The sequence below is a fragment of the Nitrosomonas sp. Is35 genome (genome assembly GCF_033063295.1).
Lineage (GTDB): Bacteria > Pseudomonadota > Gammaproteobacteria > Burkholderiales > Nitrosomonadaceae > Nitrosomonas.
Map to the genome: position 1 here is coordinate 1604022 of NZ_JAWJZH010000001.1, position 21230 is coordinate 1625251.

Below are 21230 nucleotides of genomic sequence, written 5' to 3' on the forward strand. Positions count from 1 at the left end.
ATGTTGTAAAGCATGCGTTCATATCAAATCCATCGCCGCATTAACCCCAGTCAACAGCACCGCCGCGTCCTGACCAGCCACATCAAGACTATCGGCTGCAACAGTTTTAGCAGCTGCCGCGCTGGCGAAACTATGGCCGAATATCACATAAGCCGCGCCAGAATTGAAAGTACTGCCGTTGGCTGAAGAGGCACCAATGATCAAATCATCAAAACCATCGTTGTTGAGATCCCCCGCGCTACTGACCGACTTCCCAATGAATTACCCGCCGCCAGTCCACTCAACGCAAAACCATCGGTACTGCTTAAATTGGATAAATCCAGCGAAGCGCTAAAACCCGATGCTTTACCGAAAACGACATACGCGGCACCGGAATCCACACCATTCGCATCGGAACCAACGGCACCGACCAGCACATCGGCGAATCCATCGCCGTTAAAATCTCCAGCGCTGCTCACCGAGCGACCGGCTTTATCGCCTTCCGCCACGCCCGCCAACCGGAAACCATTGCTGCCATCCAAGTCCGATAACTGGATCGTGGCATCAAACCCAGCAGCTTTGCCAAACACAACGTAAGCAGCACCGGATGCTTTACCATCGATTCCCGCGGACCGGGCACCGATGATCACATCGTCAAATCCATCGCCATTGACATCCCCGGCATTGCCGACCGAATAACCCGCTTCGTCTCCTTCCGCGACACCTTCCACGCTAAAGCCGTTACTGCCATCCAAGCCGGATAAATCCAATATGGCGTCAAAACCCGATGCTTTACCGAAGATCACGTAACTAGTACCGCTTCCTCCATAGTAGGAACCGACGATCAAGTCGTTAATACCATCGCCATTGATGTCACCGGCACTCACACCATTGCCAAACTGCGCGCCATCTTCCAAGCCATTCATTTGGAAACCGTTACTGCCATTCAAGCTGGCTAGATCCAATTGCGTATCGAAACCGGAAGTCTTGCCAAAAACGACATAGCTGCGTTCGCCAATCGGCGCGCCAATAATCAAATCGTCGACATGATCGCCATTGACATCTCCGGCGCCGCTGATAGACCAGCCTAAAAGTTGATCGGCTTTATCAAGATGCATACGGAAACCGTTGCTGCCATCCGAACCCGACAATTCCATCGTCGCGCTGAAACCGGAAGATTTACCGAATACGACGTAGGTGTATCCGGTATCGTTTTTTGGCACATCGGAGATCGGCGCGCCGATCAGCAGATCATCAAAGCCATCGCCATTGATGTCACCGGCACTACTCACCGCATTACCCGCGGCATCCCCGCCTGCCACGCCATTGAGGCGGAATCCGTTCGTGCCATTCAGGCTGGATAAAGGAATCGCCGCATCAAAACCCGAAGCTTTACCAAATATTACAAAGCTGGCACCGGAGTAGAAATCGTCAAAATTATGCGGCGCGCCCACGATCAAGTCATCAAAACCATCGCCATTGATATCACCCGCACTGCCTACCGACTCGCCTGTGTCATCACTGCCGATCACACCATTCAACTTAAAACCATTTGCGCCATCAAGCCGCGCCAGATCGATGACCGGATTGTCGAGCAGATTGTCTACCGCAGCCTTAGCCGTCGCAACCGTGGCCACATCCGGAGTTATCCCTGTGAGAATTTGCTGAAGCGTTACTAAGTCTGTCGCAGTACCTGCTTTTTCGATCGAGTAATAACGCGATACTTCAATGCGGTTATCAAATAGCGCTGCTGCATTACCCCAGTCAGGATCGGCATGATCCATGCCATCCAGCAAGCTTATGAGATCCACGACCGTCGCGCCGAAAGTCTTTCCGGCAGCCATTTGTGCAAGGATATAATCGATCGCGCCGGTTTTGTCCCCAGCTGACGCTGTGTCTCCTGCCAGGTTATCAATAATTTTTGCCGCATTCGCCGTGTTGTACGCTAATGCGGCCGTTCCCCACACCGGATCGGTTACCGGAATGGCTGAAAGGATTCCGGTTACATCGGCGATGATTTCACCTTGCGTTGCTCCGGCAGCCATTTTGCCGGTAATAAAATCAATGGCCAGGGCTTTGCTGTCCGCAGTGGCGTTATCGCCGGTCAAATCCTGAATAAAGGCATCTGCAAACGCTTCCGGGGTCAGATTCGTTGCATAATTCTTGCCAAAAAATAATGTATTTCCCATCAAAGATTGAGCCAGATCGGCCAATGATTGACCGGCTTCTACCGGGGAGACAAGTGCTTCCAGATAAATCGCGCCCGGAGCTGCATTGAACATTGCCTGTGTCAGTTGAAGAATGACAGTTTGTTGTTGAGCGGGTAGCGCCATAGTGTTTATTCCTTAAATGTGTGCGGTACGATGACCATGAATCAAGGTTGCGGCCACACCTGTGTGCCGTTAAAAATGATGGGCATATCGCGATCGATCTGCGCGGCGGATGGTTTTACCGTCACCTGCAAACCTGCTCCACAGGATTCCGGCAGCGGATTCGTTTCCAGATCCCGGTTGATGGTGAAATACACCGGAAAATCATAGGCATGATCTCCCGGTGTGCCGTCGTATTTCGATCCGACAGCGGGAGTCCAGAAATTAACCGTGTCCGTACCGTTCATATTACTGATATTGGTTATCTTGCAAATGTCAGCCACTGCGAAAGCAAACCGCACCGCCTTGGCACAGGATTCCGGCACAAACAGCACTGCCTTCGACACGAATGGAATGCGTCCCCAAGCATACGATGCCACCGCATGGCCGCCGCCAAACCAAAATCCGATCGTATTTCCATTCGCATCCACTTTTCGATCCTGCTCACTAAATAATGAGCGGTCCTGCACAAATGTAATGCCACCCCAATTCTGCAGAAAATCACTGAGCGGTCCGGCATGAGGATTGCCATTGGCCACGATGGAAGAATCGACCCCATCCGGTATGACAACACTCTGACCGATGACAGCGGCATCGCCGCAACCGTGTGTAATCACCGTGTGATTATTCGATTGTTTGCCTTCCGTAACCTGGGACGGATCGATCACCGTATGCGCGAACGCATCGGATTGAATAAACCCAAACAGCACAATGACGGGTAATACACTATGAATCGCTGATTTTAGTAACATAGTAATAAGCGCCTCCAATGCGCTATGGTGGTAATTGGATCGGATGTGGTGAAGTAGATCTGCGGGTAATTGGAGAAATAAAGCAAAACCGAGGTGAAGCGCTATTGATTCAAAAATTACCGTCCATGCAATGGCTTAAAAATTATCAGACGGAACCTTGCCATTAGCAATGCGGCAAATTGCCACACATGAGTCCAGATATTCGTTGTCTCAAGGACGGGCATGTTTCAACGGCACGCCAAAAATAAGTTAGAATACGGCTTTTAAGAATTTTATCGGGAGTTCCTGAATGTCAATGGCTGACCGTGACGGTGTAATCTGGTATGACGGGAAAATGGTTCCCTGGCGGGATGCCAATACGCATGTACTAACGCACACGTTGCATTATGGTTTGGGTGTTTTTGAAGGATTGCGCGCGTATGAAACCGCGCAAGGCGCGGCGATTTTCCGGTTGCAGGAACATACCGACCGCTTATTCAATTCAGCGCATATTTTCATGATGAAAATGCCTTACGACAAGGCCACCATTATGCAAGCGCAGCGCGATGTGGTGAAACAAAACAAACTCTCGTCCGCGTACATCCGCCCGATCGCCTTTTATGGCGCCGAGGCGATGGGGCTTTCCGCTCGAACGTTATCAGTGCATGTCGCCATCGCCGCTTGGTCATGGGGAACTTATCTGGGACCGGAAGCGCTGGAAAACGGCATTCGCGTGAAAACATCGTCGTTTACCCGGCACCATGTCAACATCAATATGTGCCGCGCCAAATCGGTCACGACCTACGCCAATTCGATTCTGGCCAATCAGGAAGTGGCATTGAACGGTTACGACGAAGCCTTGCTGCTGGATGTAGAAGGTTATGTGGCCGAAGGTTCGGGAGAAAATATTTTCATCGTCAAACAAGGCAAACTCTACACACCGGACTTAACTTCCTGCCTGGAAGGCATCACACGCGCTTCGATCATCGAATTAGCTGCGGAGCTCGGCATTCCCGTGATCGAGAAACGCATTACACGCGATGAAATTTATTGTGCCGATGAGGCATTCTTTACCGGCACTGCGGCTGAAATCACGCCGATCCGCGAATTGGATAACCGTATCATCGGGCCGGGCAAGCGCGGACCGATTACCGCGCAACTGCAAACCCTATTCTTTGATTGCGTTAAAGGCCGGGCCAAAAATCACACCGATTGGCTCACCTTAGTTTAATACTGCTATTTTGGAGTTATTTTCTATGAATCAACAAAGCAATAATAAAACCCGGGAAATCGAAGTTACCGCCGATGATCTGCCATTACACTGTCCGACCCCGGCAATGCTGCTATGGAATTCCCACCCGCGGGTTTTTCTCCCCATCGAAGCTACCGGCGAAGCGCTGTGTCCCTACTGCGGCACGCATTACACCCTGAAAGGCGGTGCGGTTGCGGGGCATCACTAATGTAACCGGTTAATTTCTGCGGAAACTTGCGTTCCGATGATAAATTGTCATTCGATCAATAACGATTCACCGCGTTTTATCAACAACCTTTCTTCCGGATCGATTAAATTATGCAAGCAATTCCTCATGAAATTTTCAAGGCTTATGATATTCGCGGTATCGTCGGTAAAACGATCACCGCCGAAAACGTAGAAAAAATCGGCCATGCCATCGGCTCCGAAGCACGCGCCAGGAATCTGACCGCGATTGCCATCGGCCGCGATGGCCGGTTATCCGGAACCGAGTTATCCCAAGCATTGGCGCGCGGTATCCGCAAAAGCGGTATCGATGTGGTGGATGTCGGCATGGTGGCCACGCCCATGTTGTACTTCGCCGCGCATGAGCTGTGCCAATATTCCGGTGTCATGGTCACCGGCAGTCACAATCCGCCCGAATACAACGGCTTCAAAATCGTGCTCGGCGGCCAGACCTTGGCAGCGGAAACCATACAAGCACTGCGCTTGCGCATCGAAAACAACAACCTGACCGACGGCGCAGGCAACTATTCCGAACACGCGATTGCCGACGCGTATCGCAAACGAATCACCGGCGATATCAAATTGGCGCGCCCGCTCAAAATCGTGGTCGATTGCGGCAACGGTGTAGCAGGCGCGTATGCACCGGCGCTCTATCGTGAATTGGGTTGCCAGGTGAGTGAGTTATTTTGCGACGTGGACGGCAATTTCCCCAATCACCACCCCGATCCGTCGGTACCCGAGAATTTGAACGATGTCATTCAAGCGCTAAAAACCAGCGATGCGGAAATCGGCTTGGCGTTTGACGGCGACGGCGACCGGCTCGGCATCGTCACCAAGGATGGCCATATCATCAACGCGGATCGCCAGCTGATGCTGTTTGCCGCCGATGTGCTGTCGCGCAATCCTGGCGCAAAAATCATTTTCGACGTGAAATGCACGCGCAATCTGGCGCCGTGGATCCGCCAGCACGGCGGCACGCCGGTCATGTGGAAAACCGGGCATTCGTTCATCAAATCCAAGCTCATCGAAGAAAAAGCTTTGTTAGCCGGGGAAATGAGCGGCCATTTGTTTTTTAAAGAACGCTGGTATGGTTTCGACGACGGTTTATACGCCGGGGCGCGTTTGCTGGAACTATTGAGCCGCGAACAGGATATCAGCGCCACGCTGAATAACCTGCCCGATAGTCTGAACACGCCGGAATTGCAGGTACGCACGGCGGAAGGCGAAAATCATGCGCTGATTGTGCAATTGCAGAAAAACGCCGTGTTCGATAACCCGCAACAAGTCATCACCACCGACGGTCTACGGGTGGAATACCCCGACGGCTTCGGCCTGGCGCGTGCTTCCAACACCACACCGGTGGTGGTTTTGCGCTTTGAGGCCGATAATGACGCAGCCTTGAAACGTATCCAGGAAGATTTCCGCCGCAATATTCTGCAAGCCAAGTCCGATGCGCAACTGCCGTTTTAATCCGCAATAACATCGCGCAACCGATGCGTATTGCGATCGCACAAATAAATTGCACGGTTGGGGATATCAGTGGAAATGCCGCCAAAATTCTCGCCGCAGCGGAGCAAGCCAAGCAATCCGGCGCTGAGCTGATCATCACACCCGAGCTGGCGTTGTCCGGCTATCCTCCCGGGGATTGTCTATTACGCGAGACTTTTTGCCAATCGTGTACCGCTGCCTTGGCCGGGCTGGTCAAGGCGATCACTGGCATTACCTTGATCGTCGGCCATCCGCACGTTCAGGAAGGCAAGCTTTACAACGCCGCTTCGGTGATTCGCGATGGCGAAATCCTGCACACTTATTACAAGCGAATTCTCAGCACGAAGCCTTTCAACGAAACAGTCTATTTCGATACCGGCGCCAAGCCTTGTGTATTTGAATTGGCCGGCATTCAGTTCGGCCTGGTAATCTGCGCCGATTTCTGGCTCGGTAATTTGATCGACACGATGGATCGCTCGGCGTGCGATATCTTATTGGTGCTCAATGCATCGGCTTTTTATATCAACAAGCAAGTTTCGCGCTGCCAAACGACGCACCGCTTCAGCAAGCAAACCGGTATTCCGGTGATCCATGCCAATCTGGTCGGCGGGCAGGATGAATTGGTTTATGACGGCGCTTCGTTCGCCATGAACGGACAAGGCGAACTCACGCATCAACTGGATGAATTTGTCGAAACCATCGCAATCGTCGACATTCACGATAAGCAACCGCTGCAAAGCAACCTGCCCGTTTCACCGGCAACGGCCGCCAGCGTTTATCAGGCTTTATGTTTAGGCGTGAGCGATTATGTGCGCAAAAATGGCTTCCCCGGGGTAATTCTGGGGCTTTCCGGCGGTGTCGATTCGGCATTGACGCTGGCGATAGCGGTCGATGCGCTCGGTGCGGACAAGGTTAAAACGGTTATGATGCCATCGCAGTACACCGCCAGCATCAGCCTGGAAGACGCCAACGAAATGGTTGAATTACTCGGCGTTGAGCACTACGAATGCAGTATTCAATCATTGTTCGAGCAATATTTATCAGTTGTCGAAAGCGATTTTGGCATATCGCCTGACGCCGCAGAAACAACAACCATGCCGGAAAATCTGCAAGCGCGCATCCGCGGCACCTTGCTGATGGCGTTATCCAACCAAACCGGCTCACTGGTGCTAACCACCGGCAACAAATCCGAAATGGCGGTCGGTTACTGCACGCTGTACGGCGATATGGCAGGCGGTTTCGCGGTTCTGAAGGACGTCAGCAAAACGCTGGTGTACCAATTGTGCGAATACCGCAACCGCATTAGCCGCGTGATCCCTGAACGTATCATCACGCGCGCGCCATCCGCCGAGCTTCGCGCCAACCAAACCGACCAGGACAGCCTGCCGCCGTACGACATTCTCGACGCCATCATGGAAGCTTACGTGGAAAAGAACTGCTCACCGCAGGAAATCATCGCCATGAACTACAGCGAAGCGGACGTCACCAAAATTATCCGCCTGATTCATCTGAATGAATACAAAAGACGCCAATCCCCGCCCGGCATCCGCATCACCCGGCGCGATTTCGGCACCGCATGGCACTACCCTATTACATCAAGCTACTCAGTCTGGTCGATTCCTTCCTCATAATTCAATAGCCGAGCGACTGATTTCCAGACTTTATGCATCGGCAATTGAAGCTAATTTGGCTTGCTTGAAATAATCAATAATCAGCAAGTATCAAACTTGCAGAGAGCAATTAAGTTATTGAAGGTGGAGTTAGGAAAATGCCACGAGGATTCAAATCAAAGCTGATTTTTACAAACGCTAGGTAGTGCTGGAAAGTCGGTTTGGGATGATTTTACAAAGAAGTTTTACCTAATCTTGAAGCTTAGAAAAAAGATTAATGATTGTTTTAGGAATAAAACCTGGAGAGTCTCCTATAACTTTCTCTATGATATCAACCTTTAACTTCGGTTCTTGATGATATTTAATCAATTGTTGGAATGTTTTTTTTATAGCTTCTTCGAGTTCATGTCCTTGAATCAAAGAAAAGTACACTGGCACTTTTATACTAAAACCATTTGCATATTCAAAACAAACTGTGGAATTCTGATTACTATCCATTTTTGGTTGGACAATTAAATTAGCAGAAATAGAACTAATTATTGAATCTGCAATTTTTTGAATGTTATCGCAAGTTAAAGTGTTAATTGAAAGATAGCTAAAATCCAAATTTAATCCGAATTCACTGGGATTACAGATTTTTTCTCGCAAAAGAAATAAACCTAAAAGAACGGGATCAAAAACAAAATTTTCTATACTGTATCGTTCATTTTCTCCAAGTACAAATAAATAATCTGTGCTTTTATTCTTTTTATCCCAATCGATTACACCGCGTACAGTTTTTGTTCCGTTGGTACTGAGTCTATCGACTAATGATTTAACCTCACTGCAGCTACCATCGGTACGTTTCCCAGAAGGAATAAAAGCTAAGGATATTTCAGGTCTTAGCTTAGATTTGGAGTATTGATAAAAAAGATCATAAATTGTAACATCATGGCTGCTTTCAACAAAAATCTGGCGTCTATTTTGATAATCAACACTTAATGTTGGGACGCCCGCAGTGAGTATCCCAAGAGCCTTGTCTTTCGTAGTGCTCGAAATGCGCGGTTTACCATCCTTCTCCATCACAAAAATATTGGCTTCAGGAGATAGTGCGACGGTTGTAGGCGAATGAGTAGTAAGAATAATCTTTATCTTATATTTTTCTACTAATACCTGTTGAATTACATTAAGCAATGATTTTGTCATTGATGGATGTAATGGTGCATCAATTTCATCAAAGAGCAGAGCTTTAGGAAATTCAGCGCTGGTGTTTTCAGTCTGGACATGAAACAAACATAGCGCAAAAGACATCAGAATTCTCTCGCCCGATGATAAATCATGTAATGATAATTCTACATGTCTTTTCCTATCGTATAGTCTTGCCTCATAGGGTCCATCATCATAAAAGTTAGGTGGGCGCATTATAAAATCTAATTTCGCAGCCTCAAGAACTTCGTCTACAATTTTCCAAGGCGGCGGCCCAAATCTTCGAAGAAATTCTTCTGTTGACAGCGGGCTAACTATTTCCCCTTCCTCTTCAGCAACTTTTCTAAGCTTATTTAACATTACAGCACGATTATATGATGTGAATAAGCGAGCAAACGATTCTTGGAATAAATCAACAGATTGCCATATCAGAGGAAAATTATTATAAAAATCATCTTGATTCATTACTAATAAAGGGCTTCGTTGAGAATTCTCATCTAATCGAGCAAGAAACCGAGCATAGCTAGTATCACGAGACAACAATCTGGATCTAAGTGTGGAATCAAGAGAATTAATATCGGCCAGCACGGATACGCTTTGATCTTCTGTAAGCCCTGCTGCAAGCAAATCTTGCTTTTTTAATTTAGGTGTAAGAATTACTAGCGTTGTTTACAGTATTTGGGAGAATACTGTAGATGAACATACACAAACGCACCCGATTAACTTTATTAGATCGTCAGGAAATCTGGCGGCTTTATCAAACCCGGCTGTGGAAGGTGGCGCATTTGGCGGAACGCTTTCATGTCAGCCGGCCAACGATTTATGATGTACTGAAACGCGCGAGACTGCAGGAATTTACGCCGCGTGACAGCACCAATCAGCGGTTCAAGACGTTGCAATACGGTCTTAAGCGCCTGGCTAAGGTCGAACAAGCCATCCAGGAACGGCTCAAGCGTGAAGCCAAACGCTATAACAAGTCTTACCCAGGTGAGCTTGTTCACTTTGATACCAAGCGGCTTTCCTTGTTGAAAGGGCAATCCGCCAATGAACCTCGCGAGTACCTGTTTGTGGCCATCGATGATTTTTCCAGGGAGCTGTATGCCGATATTTTTCCCGATAAAACTCAACACAGCGCAGCTCGCTTTCTCATAGACACTGTCATTGCCCAATGTCCGTATCAGATCGACTGCGCTTATTCCGATAACGGCAAGGAATTTAAAGGAACTGACGGCCATGCTTTCGGCAAAGCTTGCACACAACACGGTATCGGACAGAAGTTTACCCGCATCAATCGTCCGCAAACCAATGGCAAAGCCGAACGAGTCATCCGCACCCTGATGGATATGTGGCACAGCCAGATTTCCTTTAAAGACTGCGCCGATCGGCGCATTCTGCTTTCCCGTTTCATTAACTTCTACAATACCGTCAAACCTCATAAGAGTTTGAATAATGCTACCCCTTATGAAATACTTCACGCTTATTTCAATCAACCTCTCTGTAAACAACCCTGAGATTTCTTACAATTTAGGAATTAATTCATTCTTTATTATTTTTAAAAGTGGAATATTTAATTGATCCAATCGACTTGCAAGCGTTTCAAGTAAATCGGAACGTATCGCATTTAGACTATTCCAGTAGTTTGATTGCTCTGTGGCAACTTGAGAAGATGCAAAAAGTCCGGCACTTTGTGGATATAACCCACCCCATGAAAATAGCCTGATTTGCTTATTTTCATTCGGTTGATTCGGTTGATTAGGTAGGATGCCTTCTATATAAATACTACCGTTTTCAATTGCTTCTAATAAATGTGATTTACCTGCCCCATTTATTCCAGTTAAAACAGAAAAAGGCTGAAGTTCAATAGGTTCAAACTGAGCGATAGACCTGTAATCGCGCTGATAAATAAGCCTCATATGATAAATTGAGTATCAGAAAAATCGAAAAATAATATTAAGCACGTAATATGGCAATAAAGTCATCCACTGATATCCCCGCTTGCTTGAGTATTCCAGACAAAGTTCCAATCTTTAGTTCCGAATGATTAGGAACGACACAGCCAGAAGCTCATTTTCTCATAACTATGTGGCTGCCGCGCTGGCGCTCTACTGAGAAACCGAGTCTTTCGAGCGCTCGGACTGCTTCCATTCCCGAGATGACGGACAGCTTAGGCATGCTCAGGAACTTGGAAGGTCGTTAGTAGTGAACGCGCTGTAATGGTTGTCGGGAATTCTTCAAGGTAAAGTTCGGTTGCTTCAGCAAGATTGGTCAGGGCTTGTTCAACGGTTTCACCTTGGGTGGTCGTGCCGGTTTCGGGATTGAAAGCTACATAACCACCTTCGGGTGCAGGTGTCAGTACTGCGGATAGTTCCATGATTTTATCCCCTTTCGTTTTTTTCAGGATTATACCTCACAAGCAGCATTCGAAATTAAGCAGGGGAATTCAAGGAATTTATTATTTTTTCCCGTACTGTTTGAATGTGGTAGTTCTTGCGGCAAGGGAAGCGAAGCAGTTTCAGGTCGGCTGTTCTGCAGGCTTCTTGCACGAAAATATCCCTACTACGTGATTTGCTTAATTCGTGACTTCTGTCATCTAGTTCAATAACGGCAACCACAGCGAGCGTTTCCTTGTCGCAAAGGACATAATCAAAATGCTTAGATGAGATTTTGAAAAATGCAGATTTCCAGTTTCTCCGGCTAAGTGTGTGGTCAGGGGTCAATATGTCAGCAATACGCACTTTAGCGAAAATTTCATACTGATCAGATAACGATTGCTTGAGCACATGAAAAAAGCATTGTTCAGCATCGGAAAATAATGTTCCTAAGGATTTATATTTAAAATCAACAAGCCTACCAAGTGATATAAGCGTAAGTTTCAGAAGCAGCATTAAAAAAGCCAATGTTACGGAGCCAATAACAAGGTATGGAATTAAGGGCTGATTTAGTAATGCATTCATTAAATTAGTTAATGATTCTGCAAAAATTGCCTGAACGTTGATCATATCTAAACACCAGAAATAATAATTAATGATAGTTTAGCGGCGGGCAAGCAAAAATATAAACCAGTTCAGCAATATGGAATAGGAGAGGAAAAGTTTGTGAGGTGGTAAGGTTCGGGGCAGTATTTCGACCATTTATGGACGGATAAGTACCAGAGTCCCAATAAATCTATTCGGAATCATAAAAGAGCTGAAAACATCAAACTACATTGCTCAAAAAAGCATCCTTGGCGTATTATAAAACCCCGTGCATGCTGGAATTAACATCACTTTCCACTTGAACGTACTTCACACAGTTAATGAAAAATTCCCACTCACAAGAAACCAACGCATAGCCAATCAATCCAATGCGAAAATGACCGGTTCCGGTAAAATTTTTTGCTTGCATTAACCATGAGATTAATCTGTTCGATCATCGCTTTATCCCTGCTATTTCCGGCGAACACTTTTGCACATGAGTTACCCAATCTTGGCGATGTGTCGCAAGTGACTGTGACGCCGTATCAGGAGCGGCAGATCGGGTTGAAAATCATGCGTCAGATTCGCGCCGATCCAAGCTATATGGATGATCCGGAAATCGCCAGTTATCTCAGTAATCTCGGTCACAGGTTGATCGCCAATTCCGACGAAGCCGATGCGGATCAGTCGTTTGAATTCTTTGCGGTGGAAGATCCGTCGATCAATGCGTTTGCGTTACCGGGCGGATTCATGGGGTTCAACAGCGGGTTGATCGTCGCCGCACAAAGCGAATCCGAGCTGGCTGCGGTGATGTCGCATGAGATTGCGCATGTAACGCAGAAACATCTGGCGCGCATGATCGCTTCGCAGAAATACGATTTGGTGAAATCCATCGCGGCGCTGGCCTTGGCGATTTTGGCTTCCCGATCTAATAACCCGCAAGCCAGCCAGGCTGTGTTAGTGGCTTCTCAGGCCAGTATGATTCAATCAAAACTGGATTTTACCCGCAAGCATGAAAAGGAAGCCGACCGCATCGGTTTAAGTATCTTGTTGGATGCGGGATTCGATCCGCAGGGCATGACGACTTTCTTTGAACGCTTGCAAAAATCCGGGCGGTTTCATGAAAACGGCGCCCCTTCCTATCTGCGGACCCACCCGATCACATACGAGCGGATTGCGGATATTCAGAATCGCACACGTGAAATGCCTTACCGTCAGGCGCCCGATAGCATGGATTTTTTGTTGGTACGGGCCAAGCTGCGCGCATTCCAGGGGAAACCGCATGATGCGGTCGTGCAGTTTAAAACACGGCTGGATGAGAAACGCTATACCAATGAGGCGGTTGAACGCTACGGCTATATTCATGCGCTGCTGCGCCATAAAAAATACCAGCAGGCAGACAGCGAGCTGACGCATTTATACGAACTGCTGCACGGCAATTCCCAATCCGCCGCTTTGACCGATCATCCGTTGGGAAGAACCGTGCGTGTCGAGCAAAAGTATATTATTGCCGGGGCCATGATAGAAACACTGTCAGCCAGCGTGAAGCTGGCCAATGGCAAGACTGCCGAGGCGTACAACACCTATACCACCGCATTGAAGGTTTATCCGCAATACCGCGCGCTGATTCACGGCTACGCCGATGCGCTGATCCAAAACAAACAAATCGACGCGGCGCTGGAATTTATCGGCAAACAATTGCAATTGATACAAACCGACCCGAAACTCTACAGCCTGCAAGCGCAATGCTACGCGTTGTCAGGTAATAAAATGCTCGAGCACCGGGCGCTGGCAGAATCTTATTTTCTCAAAGGCCACTATGTGGCTGCGGCTGATCAATTGCAAACCGCGCTGCAGAACGATAATGGCAATTTTTATCAACTTTCCAGTATCGAAGCACGCCTTAAACAGGTCAGAACTTTGATAGCCGAAGAAGAAAAAGAAAAATAAATGTCAGGAACAGTTTTTCAGCCTGCAATAACGCTATCATTGAATCCCTTTGACCATTATTAAAAGTATCGTGGCATGCGCACTCTCAGCACCCGAAAAATTCTCTTTGTCATCATCGCGATTACTGTCGCGGCGGTGTATTGGTACAGCGGCGGCAAAAAAGAATCGAAGACCGGCCAATATAAAACCCGGGTTGTTGAACGTGGCGACATTGTGCAAACCATTTCCGCCAATGGCACATTAACGCCGGTCGTCCTGGTCAACGTCGGCACGCAGGTTTCCGGCACGGTGGCCAAATTACACGCGGACTATAACGATCACGTGGAAATTGGCCAGGTGCTGGCCGAGCTCGATCCTGCGTTGCTGCGCGCGCAGTTGCAGCAATCCAAGGCTAATTTGTTCAGCGCGCAAACCGCAGCAAAAATCGCTGACAGTAAATTGAAGCGCCAGCGCTTGTTGAAAGAAAAGGAATTCATTTCACCGGAAGCATTGGAAATCGCCGAACAAGAAGCGGAAGCCGCACGCGCCCAGGTTGCCATCAGCAAAGCGCAAGTCGACCGCGACCAAGCCAATCTCAACTACAGCGTGATCCGCTCACCCATTTCCGGCGTGGTGATTGCCCGGGATGTCGATATCGGCCAGACGGTCGCCGCCAATTTCCAGACGCCGACGTTGTTTCAAATCGCCAAAGATCTGCGGCAAATGCAGGTGAATATCAGCGTCGCGGAAGCCGACATCGGCCAATTGCATATCGATCAACTCATCAACTTCACCGTCGATGCGTTTCAGCAGCGCAAATTTGTCGGTAAAGTCAAACAAATCCGGCTCAACCCCACCATTCAGGAAAACGTCGTCACGTATAACGTGGTCGCCATGGTTGATAACGACGATGGCGCATTACTGCCCGGCATGACGGCCAATATTAACTTCATTGTCATGCAGAAAAATGATGTATTGCGCGTACCGAATGCGGCATTGCGCTATCAACCCAAGGATCTGGAATCCAACGAAGGCAGTAAAGCAGCCCGGCCGGGTAATCGGCCGACGCTGTATCTTCTCGCACAAGATCAAGCAGCACCGGTCAGTGTCACGACTGGAATTTCCGATGGTAATTTCACCGAAATCATCGACGGCGAGATTAACGCGGGCGATAAGGTGATTATCAGTGAAGTAGTCGATAAGAAAGAATCGGAAAGTAAATTTAAGCTCAGAGTCTTCTGATGGCGTCGATTCAATCCGCTCATACTGTGAACCCGCTGATTCAGATCGAGGATCTTTGCAAGAGCTATAGTCTGCAAGGCGCCGATGGCAAAACCATCACCAATCAAGCGCTGTTCAGTGTCAACCTGACAATCAACCAAGGTGAGTTTGTCGCCATCATGGGACATTCCGGTTCCGGTAAATCCACACTGATGAATATCCTGGGCTGTCTCGATACGCCGACCAGCGGATCGTATTGGCTGGCGGGAAAAAATGTGGCGGCATTGTCCAGCGATGAACTGGCGCATATCCGCAATCAAAGCATCGGTTTCGTATTTCAGGGTTTTAATCTGCTCAAACGCATGACAGCGCTGGATAATGTCGCCACACCGCTGCTTTACGCCGGTATCGGCCGTTCCCAAAGCCGTAAGCGTGCATTGGAACTGCTGCGCCGCACCGGTTTGGAAAGTTTTGCCATGCATCAGCCGAATCAGCTCTCCGGTGGTCAGCAGCAACGGGTTGCCATCAGCCGCGCTTTAATCAATGAGCCGCCGCTGATACTGGCCGATGAACCCACCGGTAATCTGGATACCCAGACCAGCCGTGAAATCATGCTGTTGTTTGAACAATTGAACCGCGATCAAGGCATCACCATTGTTCTGGTTACGCACGAAGATGATATCGCGGCTTATGCGAAACGCCTCATTCGCTTGAAGGATGGACATATCATTGTGGATCAGCACAATAAAGCGAGCGAGATCGTCGGCAATCAAGCCGCTGACGGTAATTTTCTGGTGACACAATGAATCTCTTTACGATTATTGGCGAAGCTCTGCGTGCTCTGCGGCAAAACCGCCTGCGCACCGGTTTAACCATGCTGGGCATGATCATCGGTGTTGCCGCCGTGGTTCTGATGTTATCCATTGGTCAAGGCGCCCGCACCAAGATCAATGAAACCATCGCGGCGATGGGCAGTAACTTATTTCTCGTCGTGCCCGGCGCCACATCATCCGGGGGATTCAGTTTTGGCAGCGGCAGCGTCAGAACCTTGACCATCAATGATGCGTATGCGGTGGCCGAGTTATCGTCCATCAGCGCAACCGCACCGGTCACGACCGGCACCGTGCAACTTAATTATGCGGCGAAAAATTGGAGCACCATCATCACCGGTACCACGCCCAATTATTTCGCGGTAGGCAACTGGAAAATTGAATCCGGCACCATTTTTACCGAATCGGATTTGCGTTCGGCGGCGCGTGTGGTTGTCCTGGGATCCGTCACCGCAAAGAATTTATTTGGCGATGAAGATCCGGTCGGTAAGACCATACGCATCACCAACCGGCCCTTCTTGGTCGTGGGTGTGTTGATGGCAAAAGGGCAAAGCCTGACCGGCCGCGATCAGGATGACAACGTCTTAATTCCCATTACCACCAGCGAACGGCAAATCACCGGCAATCAATTTCCCGGCTCGATCCGCTACATGATGGTGCAAGGAAAATCAGCAGGCGATATGGACATTGCCGAAATTGAAATCACGCAATTGCTGCGCCAGCGCCACCGCATCGCCAAAGGCAAGGAAAACGATTTCACTGTCCGCAACCTGACTGCGATTGCCGATGTCGCAACCGATGCTGCCAAAGTCATGTCCATCGTATTGGGCGCTATTGCATCGGTTTCTTTATTGGTGGGTGGCATCGGCATTATGAATATCATGCTGGTATCGGTCACCGAGCGCACGCGGGAAATCGGCATCCGCATGGCCATCGGAGCGAATCAGCGGGCGATTCTGACGCAGTTTCTGCTCGAAGCGATGATGATCTGTATTATGGGCGGTGTGATCGGTTTATTAGTGGGTGTTGGCGGCGCATGGGTGGTCAGCCGGGTTGCCGATATGCTGATTGTGATTACGATCGGTATGGTCGGTTTGGCTTTCTTATTTTCCTCGGCGGTTGGGATCTTTTTTGGCTTTTATCCGGCCAAGAAAGCCGCCTCGCTTAAACCGGTCGATGCCTTGCGCTACGAGTGATCGAATGCGTCAATCCGGATACATTGTTGCGATTACACCACAGAATCTTTTGCTAACTTGGCTTTCTAATACGGAGTATTAGTTAATTTATTGTTTACCCGATACTATGGCTAACAATCTGACAGCGGGAGTCACTCATGACAGTCAAAGAAAAAGAACGCCCTACTTCTGAATTCCTGGCTATTGTCGTCGTTGAAAATAAAAACGAACTGATATCCGTCGGTGAAATCAAATCTGCCTTGCATGAACGCGGATTCGGCATTCTGATGGCGATCGCCGCAGTGCCGATTTGTCTTCCGATCCCAGTTCCGCCTGGTTACACCACGGTTTTCTCAATCCCGTTATTCATTTTCTCGACGCAAATGATTCTTGGCATGCAAGCCCCTTGGCTGCCTGCTTGGCTGGAAGGAAAACGCATCAAACGCATCACCCTCGAGAAGATTCTCACTAAAGCGAATCCCTGGCTGAAAAAAATCGAGCATCGCATGCAGCCGCGTATTACCTATATCAGTGTGCCCACCTGGGAAAGAATCATCGGCTTCTTTTCGTTTGTTTTTGCTTTGGCGATTGCATTGCCCATACCGTTGATCAATTTCTCGCCGGGCTGGGGAATATTGGTGATGTCTCTGGGATTGCTCAATAAAGATGGTTTAACTATTTTGATCGGTATGATCATCGGCATCATCGGCATCGGGATTGCGATGATTATTCTGGTTATGCTGTGGATGGGAATGTCTTTGCCGTCTTTTTATTGAAGTAAACTACAATCAATCCGATGCGACGGCAAATAGATCGTGTGCATCGGAACCGGTAATTTCAACTGCAATAAAATCACCCGGTTGCACGTCACCGGCTTCTTCCACATACACCAACCCGTCGATTTCCGGTGCATCGGCGCTACTTCGCGCAATGACTTGACTATCCACCAATTCATCCACCATCACAGTCATTTTCCGGCCGACTTTTGCAGCCAAGCGCTGACGGCTGATTTCTTCCTGTAATTCCATAAAGCGCCTGCGGCGGTCTTCCTTAATTTCTTCCGGCACGGCATCCGGCAATTGATTGGCTGCGGCGCCTTCCACTGCGGAATAAGCAAAACACCCAACGCGATCCAGTTGCGCTTCTTGCAGAAAAACCAATAATTCCTCAAATTCCGCTTCGGTTTCCCCCGGAAAACCGACGATGAACGTGCTGCGCAATGTAATTTCCGGACACACCTGGCGCCATTGCTGAATTCTCGCCAGATTGTTCTCGGCGTTGGCCGGACGCTTCATCGCTTTTAAAATGCGCGGACTGGCATGTTGCAACGGTACATCTAGATAAGGCAGGATGCTGCCTTGCGCCATCAAGGGAATGACTTCATCGACATGCGGGTACGGGTAGACATAATGCAAACGCACCCAAACACCCAATGTGCCCAATGCCTGCGCTAATTCGGTCAAGCGCGTTTTAACCGGCCTGCCCTGCCAGAAACCGCTGCGGTATTTGACGTCAACGCCATACGCGCTGGTGTCCTGGGAAATGATTAACAATTCTTTAACTCCGGCATTCACCAGATGCTCCGCTTCTTGCATCACCTCATGAATCGGGCGGCTGACCAAATCACCGCGCATCGAAGGAATGATACAAAATGTGCAGCGGTGGTTGCAGCCTTCCGATATTTTTACATACGCGTAATGCCGCGGCGTCAGCCGGATTCCCTGCGGCGGTATCAAGCTGGTGTAGGGATCATGCGGTTGCGGCAAATGCGTATGAATGGCCGACATCACTTCCGGCAGTGCATGCGGTCCGGTAACCGCCAATACTTGCGGGTGCGCTTTCTTGACGACGTCGCCACCCTCTTTAGCACCCAAACAGCCCGTGACGATGACTTTGCCGTTCTCGGCTAACGCTTCTCCAATAGCATCCAGCGATTCTTCCACAGCGCTATCGATAAATCCGCACGTATTCACAACCACCAGATCGGCATCGTTATACGATGGTGAAATCTCATAACCTTCGGCGCGCAGCTGCGTCAGGATTTGTTCGGAATCTACCAGCGCTTTCGGACAACCCAGTGAAATAAAGCCAACTTTATGCGAAGTTTGTTTTGATGTGGACATGAATTAAGAATCAAATGGAAGTGTAAACGCTCTGCACAGCAATGAAGCGGGATTTTATAACAGCTAACCTGGAAAATGAGAAGGATATATGTGCTAAGCAGTTACGGTAAAACGCGCAGCATCGATGATAGACCACAAGTGAAAAATCCCGGCAATGACGGCTGGAATGATGAGTACCCAGAAAAAATAGCCAACAGCGGTGATCAAGAAAAACAGCAGTGCCGGGAGCAAGCGCCCTTGTACCAATTGTCCCAATCCCGGTATAAAAAAGCTGCATACAGCCGCAACGACATTTCCACCCGATCCTTGCCCCGTCATCATTCTTCCTTTGTTATATTTTCATTCGATTCGCCGCGTCGTATTGTAGCTTCATTTATTAAAGAATGCTCGTATTCAATACCTATCGTATCGCCCGCCATTTTCTTTTCGCGCACCTCTTCCAAATCACCCAGTTTAATTAAACGTTGCGATGTATCGTGAATAAGCTCGTCTAGTTTGGCGGCAGACTCGGGAGTCAATGTGTTATTTCTTTCGATTTCAAGTGTAAATAAATGCAAATTATTGAGAAAATTACCGGTGATATCCTGTACCGTGCGCATCGTCGCTTTCAGCACTCTTAACTTTTCTTCCCGCATTTCAATTTCTTTAACCGATTGCAGATACTTTAATCGCGCTTGATGCAATGCCGCCGTTTTATCCCGCTGTTTCAGCGCCAATATTGCGGTCAGCCAAATCACAAATAATGCGAGAAAACGATTGGCAAAAACTTGATAGAGCGGAATTTCACTGGATGGGGAGCCTAAATAGCCGACGCCGACCAATAATGTACAAATGAGAGCAATGATGAGGGTAAAGCGTTTTTCGGAAGATCTTAAAGAAATCAGTACAACAATTACATACAAAATACCGTTGGCAATACCGAGCGGCGTAGCAAGATCGATCAATAAAATGAACAGAGCAACCACTCCGCATTCCAGATAAACATTCAATTCAGTTGAATTCATGTTGTCTGATTGTTTTTCATTGCAGCGATTAAGATCAGGCATTTAAATATCTCAATCCAAGAATGTAATCGTATTCTTGGATTGCATAGTAAGCTAGAAACTAACCCTTATCAACACCCATATTAATTTTTCGATTCATCCATCAATTTAGCCGCTTCCTTCAATAAAAATTCTCTGAAAGCATTGGCAACACTCGATAAGCGCTTATTTTTCCTATTCACGACATGCCAATAGCGGATAATCGGAAAACCTTGCACCTCAAGAATTTTTAAGCGGCCGGTCTCCAGTTCCAACTCAGCGGTATGTTGCGACATGATACCCAATCCCATACCCGCCTGAACCGCTTGTTTGATCGCTTCCGTGGTATCCGTTTCCATCCCTTTATTAATACTGATTTTATGCGCGGCAAAAAAACGCTCCATGGCACTGCGCGTTCCCGAGCCCGATTCACGTACGAGAAAAGTCTCGTTGGCTAAGCGTTTAACCGGGATATTGTGCTCCTGGCATAAGGGATGATTAGGCGGAGCCACAACCACCAGCGGATTCTCCATGAAAGATTCACTATCGATATCGAGATTTTCGGGCGGTTGTCCCATGATCGCAAGGTCGATCAAATTATCGGTCAATTGCTTTAACACGGTTTCCCGGTTGGAAACATTTAAACTGACGGTCACGCCGCGAAAACGCTGACAAAACTTGGCCAATAAATGCGGCGCGAAATAATTGGCCGTGGTAACCACCGAGATATTTAGCTTACCTCGCTCCATTCCTTTCAATTCGTCCAGCGCCACTTCCATGTCGGTCAATTGCTGCGAAATTGCCCGGCTGTATTGATATAGCTCGTGTCCCGCCTCGGTCAGATAAATTCGTTTACCCAAGTGCTCAAAAAGCGGCAAACTAATGTTATCTTCCAGTTGTTTAATTTGCATGGAAACAGCAGGTTGAGTCAAATGAAGCTCATCGGCGGCGCGCGAATAACTCAAATGCCGGGCAACCGATTCAAATACTTTTAGTTGTCGCAATGTAAGATGAAGCATATATCAATTCAGTAAGTTTATTATAAGTATAACCTTATTATAAACATCAAAATTACTGATTTGTTCTTATGGATAAATAGCGCTATAGTGCGTTCCATAGATTTGAGTAGTCATGTTT

Annotated in this window: 21 protein-coding genes and 1 pseudogene; 10 read left to right on the forward strand and 12 right to left on the reverse strand. The window is 48.2% G+C overall.

The annotated features are described in order from the left end of the window. Nucleotides 1-18 precede the first annotated feature (18 nt). From R2083_RS07400 to R2083_RS07410, 3 genes are read right to left on the reverse strand one after another with little or no spacing between them, the layout of a single operon-like run. Entirely contained in the window at nt 19-204 is a 186-nt protein-coding gene (locus tag R2083_RS07400) for a hypothetical protein (protein WP_317538033.1), read from the reverse strand. Continuing rightward, the gene (locus R2083_RS07405; RefSeq protein WP_317538034.1) at nt 201-2312 is read right to left on the reverse strand and encodes a hypothetical protein; all 2112 of its coding nucleotides are present in this window, start codon (nt 2310-2312) and stop codon (nt 201-203) included. Before R2083_RS07405 ends, R2083_RS07400 begins: the two co-directional genes overlap by 4 nt. Nucleotides 2313-2353: 41 nt before the next feature. Next, nucleotides 2354-3100: a hypothetical protein gene (locus R2083_RS07410; protein WP_317538035.1), complete on the reverse strand. Its 747-nt coding sequence runs from the start codon at nt 3098-3100 to the stop codon at nt 2354-2356. Between the two features lie 289 nt (nt 3101-3389). Here R2083_RS07410 and R2083_RS07415 point away from each other — a divergent pair, with 289 nt between their 5' ends. The 4 genes from R2083_RS07415 (at nt 3390) to R2083_RS07430 (ending at nt 7675) form a co-directional block, all read left to right on the forward strand. After that, complete coding sequence (locus R2083_RS07415) at nt 3390-4310, forward strand: branched-chain amino acid transaminase (protein ID WP_108698835.1); 921 nt, start codon at nt 3390-3392, stop codon at nt 4308-4310. Nucleotides 4311-4335: 25 nt separating this feature from the next. Next, the gene (locus R2083_RS07420; RefSeq protein WP_090315750.1) at nt 4336-4539 is read left to right on the forward strand and encodes a zinc-finger domain-containing protein; all 204 of its coding nucleotides are present in this window, start codon (nt 4336-4338) and stop codon (nt 4537-4539) included. Between the two features lie 110 nt (nt 4540-4649). Next, nucleotides 4650-6026, forward strand: a complete 1377-nt coding sequence (locus R2083_RS07425) for a phosphomannomutase/phosphoglucomutase (protein ID WP_317538036.1) — start codon at nt 4650-4652, stop codon at nt 6024-6026. A gap of 23 nt (nt 6027-6049) precedes the next feature. Further along, on the forward strand, nt 6050-7675 hold the full coding sequence (locus tag R2083_RS07430; protein WP_317538037.1) for an NAD+ synthase: 1626 nt from the start codon (nt 6050-6052) through the stop codon (nt 7673-7675). Nucleotides 7676-7903: 228 nt separating this feature from the next. Here R2083_RS07430 and R2083_RS07435 read toward each other — a convergent pair whose 3' ends face one another. Further along, nucleotides 7904-9466, reverse strand: a complete 1563-nt coding sequence (locus R2083_RS07435; RefSeq protein ID WP_317538038.1) for an ATP-dependent nuclease — start codon at nt 9464-9466, stop codon at nt 7904-7906. 68 nt (nt 9467-9534) lie between these two features. On the opposite strand from R2083_RS07435, the gene R2083_RS07440 reads away from it, so the two are divergent. Then, nucleotides 9535-10350 (forward strand): integrase core domain-containing protein, encoded by an 816-nt coding sequence (locus tag R2083_RS07440; protein WP_317537428.1) that lies wholly within the window; start codon nt 9535-9537, stop codon nt 10348-10350. A gap of 6 nt (nt 10351-10356) precedes the next feature. On the opposite strand, the gene R2083_RS07445 is transcribed toward R2083_RS07440, so the two are convergent. From R2083_RS07445 to R2083_RS07460, 4 genes and pseudogenes are all read right to left on the reverse strand, one after another. Beyond that, nucleotides 10357-10752 (reverse strand): hypothetical protein, encoded by a 396-nt coding sequence (locus R2083_RS07445; protein WP_317538039.1) that lies wholly within the window; start codon nt 10750-10752, stop codon nt 10357-10359. A 37-nt stretch (nt 10753-10789) separates the two neighbouring features. Next, nucleotides 10790-11011, reverse strand: a pseudogene (locus R2083_RS07450) (type II toxin-antitoxin system HicA family toxin). After that, complete coding sequence (locus tag R2083_RS07455) at nt 11004-11210, reverse strand: type II toxin-antitoxin system HicB family antitoxin (RefSeq protein WP_317538040.1); 207 nt, start codon at nt 11208-11210, stop codon at nt 11004-11006. Before R2083_RS07455 ends, R2083_RS07450 begins: the two are co-directional and overlap by 8 nt. 55 nt (nt 11211-11265) lie before the next feature. Continuing rightward, nucleotides 11266-11838, reverse strand: a complete 573-nt coding sequence (locus tag R2083_RS07460) for a DUF2726 domain-containing protein (RefSeq protein ID WP_317538041.1) — start codon at nt 11836-11838, stop codon at nt 11266-11268. A 390-nt stretch (nt 11839-12228) separates the two neighbouring features. On the opposite strand from R2083_RS07460, the gene R2083_RS07465 reads away from it, so the two are divergent. The 5 genes from R2083_RS07465 (at nt 12229) to R2083_RS07485 (ending at nt 17724) form a co-directional block, all read left to right on the forward strand. Next, nucleotides 12229-13743 carry a M48 family metalloprotease gene (locus R2083_RS07465; RefSeq protein WP_317530683.1) on the forward strand — a complete coding sequence of 505 codons (1515 nt, stop codon included), beginning with the start codon at nt 12229-12231 and terminating at the stop codon, nt 13741-13743. Nucleotides 13744-13818: 75 nt separating this feature from the next. Beyond that, complete coding sequence (locus R2083_RS07470; RefSeq protein ID WP_317538042.1) at nt 13819-14964, forward strand: efflux RND transporter periplasmic adaptor subunit; 1146 nt, start codon at nt 13819-13821, stop codon at nt 14962-14964. Beyond that, on the forward strand, nt 14964-15749 hold the full coding sequence (locus R2083_RS07475; protein WP_317538043.1) for an ABC transporter ATP-binding protein: 786 nt from the start codon (nt 14964-14966) through the stop codon (nt 15747-15749). The genes R2083_RS07470 and R2083_RS07475 overlap by 1 nt, the downstream gene beginning before the upstream one ends. After that, on the forward strand, nt 15746-16969 hold the full coding sequence (locus R2083_RS07480) for an ABC transporter permease (RefSeq protein WP_317530680.1): 1224 nt from the start codon (nt 15746-15748) through the stop codon (nt 16967-16969). Before R2083_RS07475 ends, R2083_RS07480 begins: the two co-directional genes overlap by 4 nt. 137 nt (nt 16970-17106) lie before the next feature. Further along, entirely contained in the window at nt 17107-17724 is a 618-nt protein-coding gene (locus tag R2083_RS07485; RefSeq protein ID WP_317530679.1) for an exopolysaccharide biosynthesis protein, read from the forward strand. Between the two features lie 12 nt (nt 17725-17736). Here R2083_RS07485 and rimO read toward each other — a convergent pair whose 3' ends face one another. The 4 genes from rimO to R2083_RS07505 all read right to left on the reverse strand — a co-directional run bounded on the left by rimO (nt 17737) and on the right by R2083_RS07505 (nt 21112). Continuing rightward, complete coding sequence (rimO, locus tag R2083_RS07490) at nt 17737-19071, reverse strand: 30S ribosomal protein S12 methylthiotransferase RimO (protein ID WP_317538044.1); 1335 nt, start codon at nt 19069-19071, stop codon at nt 17737-17739. 93 nt (nt 19072-19164) lie between these two features. Continuing rightward, nucleotides 19165-19392: a hypothetical protein gene (locus R2083_RS07495; protein WP_317538045.1), complete on the reverse strand. Its 228-nt coding sequence runs from the start codon at nt 19390-19392 to the stop codon at nt 19165-19167. Continuing rightward, the gene (locus tag R2083_RS07500) at nt 19389-20075 is read right to left on the reverse strand and encodes a hypothetical protein (protein ID WP_317530676.1); all 687 of its coding nucleotides are present in this window, start codon (nt 20073-20075) and stop codon (nt 19389-19391) included. Before R2083_RS07500 ends, R2083_RS07495 begins: the two co-directional genes overlap by 4 nt. 122 nt (nt 20076-20197) lie before the next feature. Beyond that, complete coding sequence (locus tag R2083_RS07505; RefSeq protein WP_317530675.1) at nt 20198-21112, reverse strand: LysR family transcriptional regulator; 915 nt, start codon at nt 21110-21112, stop codon at nt 20198-20200. Nucleotides 21113-21230: the final 118 nt, after the last annotated feature.

Coding starts and splice junctions, on each gene's coding strand:
- R2083_RS07505 (WP_317530675.1), bottom strand. CDS start 21,112: ATGCTTCATCTTACATTGCGACAACTAAAAGTATTTGAATCGGTTGCC.
- R2083_RS07415 (WP_108698835.1), top strand. CDS start 3,390: ATGTCAATGGCTGACCGTGACGGTGTAATCTGGTATGACGGGAAAATG.
- R2083_RS07425 (WP_317538036.1), top strand. CDS start 4,650: ATGCAAGCAATTCCTCATGAAATTTTCAAGGCTTATGATATTCGCGGT.
- R2083_RS07405 (WP_317538034.1), bottom strand. CDS start 2,312: ATGGCGCTACCCGCTCAACAACAAACTGTCATTCTTCAACTGACACAG.
- R2083_RS07420 (WP_090315750.1), top strand. CDS start 4,336: ATGAATCAACAAAGCAATAATAAAACCCGGGAAATCGAAGTTACCGCC.
- R2083_RS07480 (WP_317530680.1), top strand. CDS start 15,746: ATGAATCTCTTTACGATTATTGGCGAAGCTCTGCGTGCTCTGCGGCAA.
- R2083_RS07440 (WP_317537428.1), top strand. CDS start 9,535: ATGAACATACACAAACGCACCCGATTAACTTTATTAGATCGTCAGGAA.
- R2083_RS07465 (WP_317530683.1), top strand. CDS start 12,229: ATGAGATTAATCTGTTCGATCATCGCTTTATCCCTGCTATTTCCGGCG.
- R2083_RS07475 (WP_317538043.1), top strand. CDS start 14,964: ATGGCGTCGATTCAATCCGCTCATACTGTGAACCCGCTGATTCAGATC.
- R2083_RS07410 (WP_317538035.1), bottom strand. CDS start 3,100: ATGTTACTAAAATCAGCGATTCATAGTGTATTACCCGTCATTGTGCTG.
- R2083_RS07455 (WP_317538040.1), bottom strand. CDS start 11,210: ATGGAACTATCCGCAGTACTGACACCTGCACCCGAAGGTGGTTATGTA.
- R2083_RS07460 (WP_317538041.1), bottom strand. CDS start 11,838: ATGATCAACGTTCAGGCAATTTTTGCAGAATCATTAACTAATTTAATG.
- R2083_RS07495 (WP_317538045.1), bottom strand. CDS start 19,392: ATGATGACGGGGCAAGGATCGGGTGGAAATGTCGTTGCGGCTGTATGC.
- R2083_RS07445 (WP_317538039.1), bottom strand. CDS start 10,752: ATGAGGCTTATTTATCAGCGCGATTACAGGTCTATCGCTCAGTTTGAA.
- R2083_RS07485 (WP_317530679.1), top strand. CDS start 17,107: ATGACAGTCAAAGAAAAAGAACGCCCTACTTCTGAATTCCTGGCTATT.
- R2083_RS07430 (WP_317538037.1), top strand. CDS start 6,050: ATGCGTATTGCGATCGCACAAATAAATTGCACGGTTGGGGATATCAGT.
- R2083_RS07470 (WP_317538042.1), top strand. CDS start 13,819: ATGCGCACTCTCAGCACCCGAAAAATTCTCTTTGTCATCATCGCGATT.
- R2083_RS07500 (WP_317530676.1), bottom strand. CDS start 20,075: ATGAATTCAACTGAATTGAATGTTTATCTGGAATGCGGAGTGGTTGCT.
- rimO (WP_317538044.1), bottom strand. CDS start 19,071: ATGTCCACATCAAAACAAACTTCGCATAAAGTTGGCTTTATTTCACTG.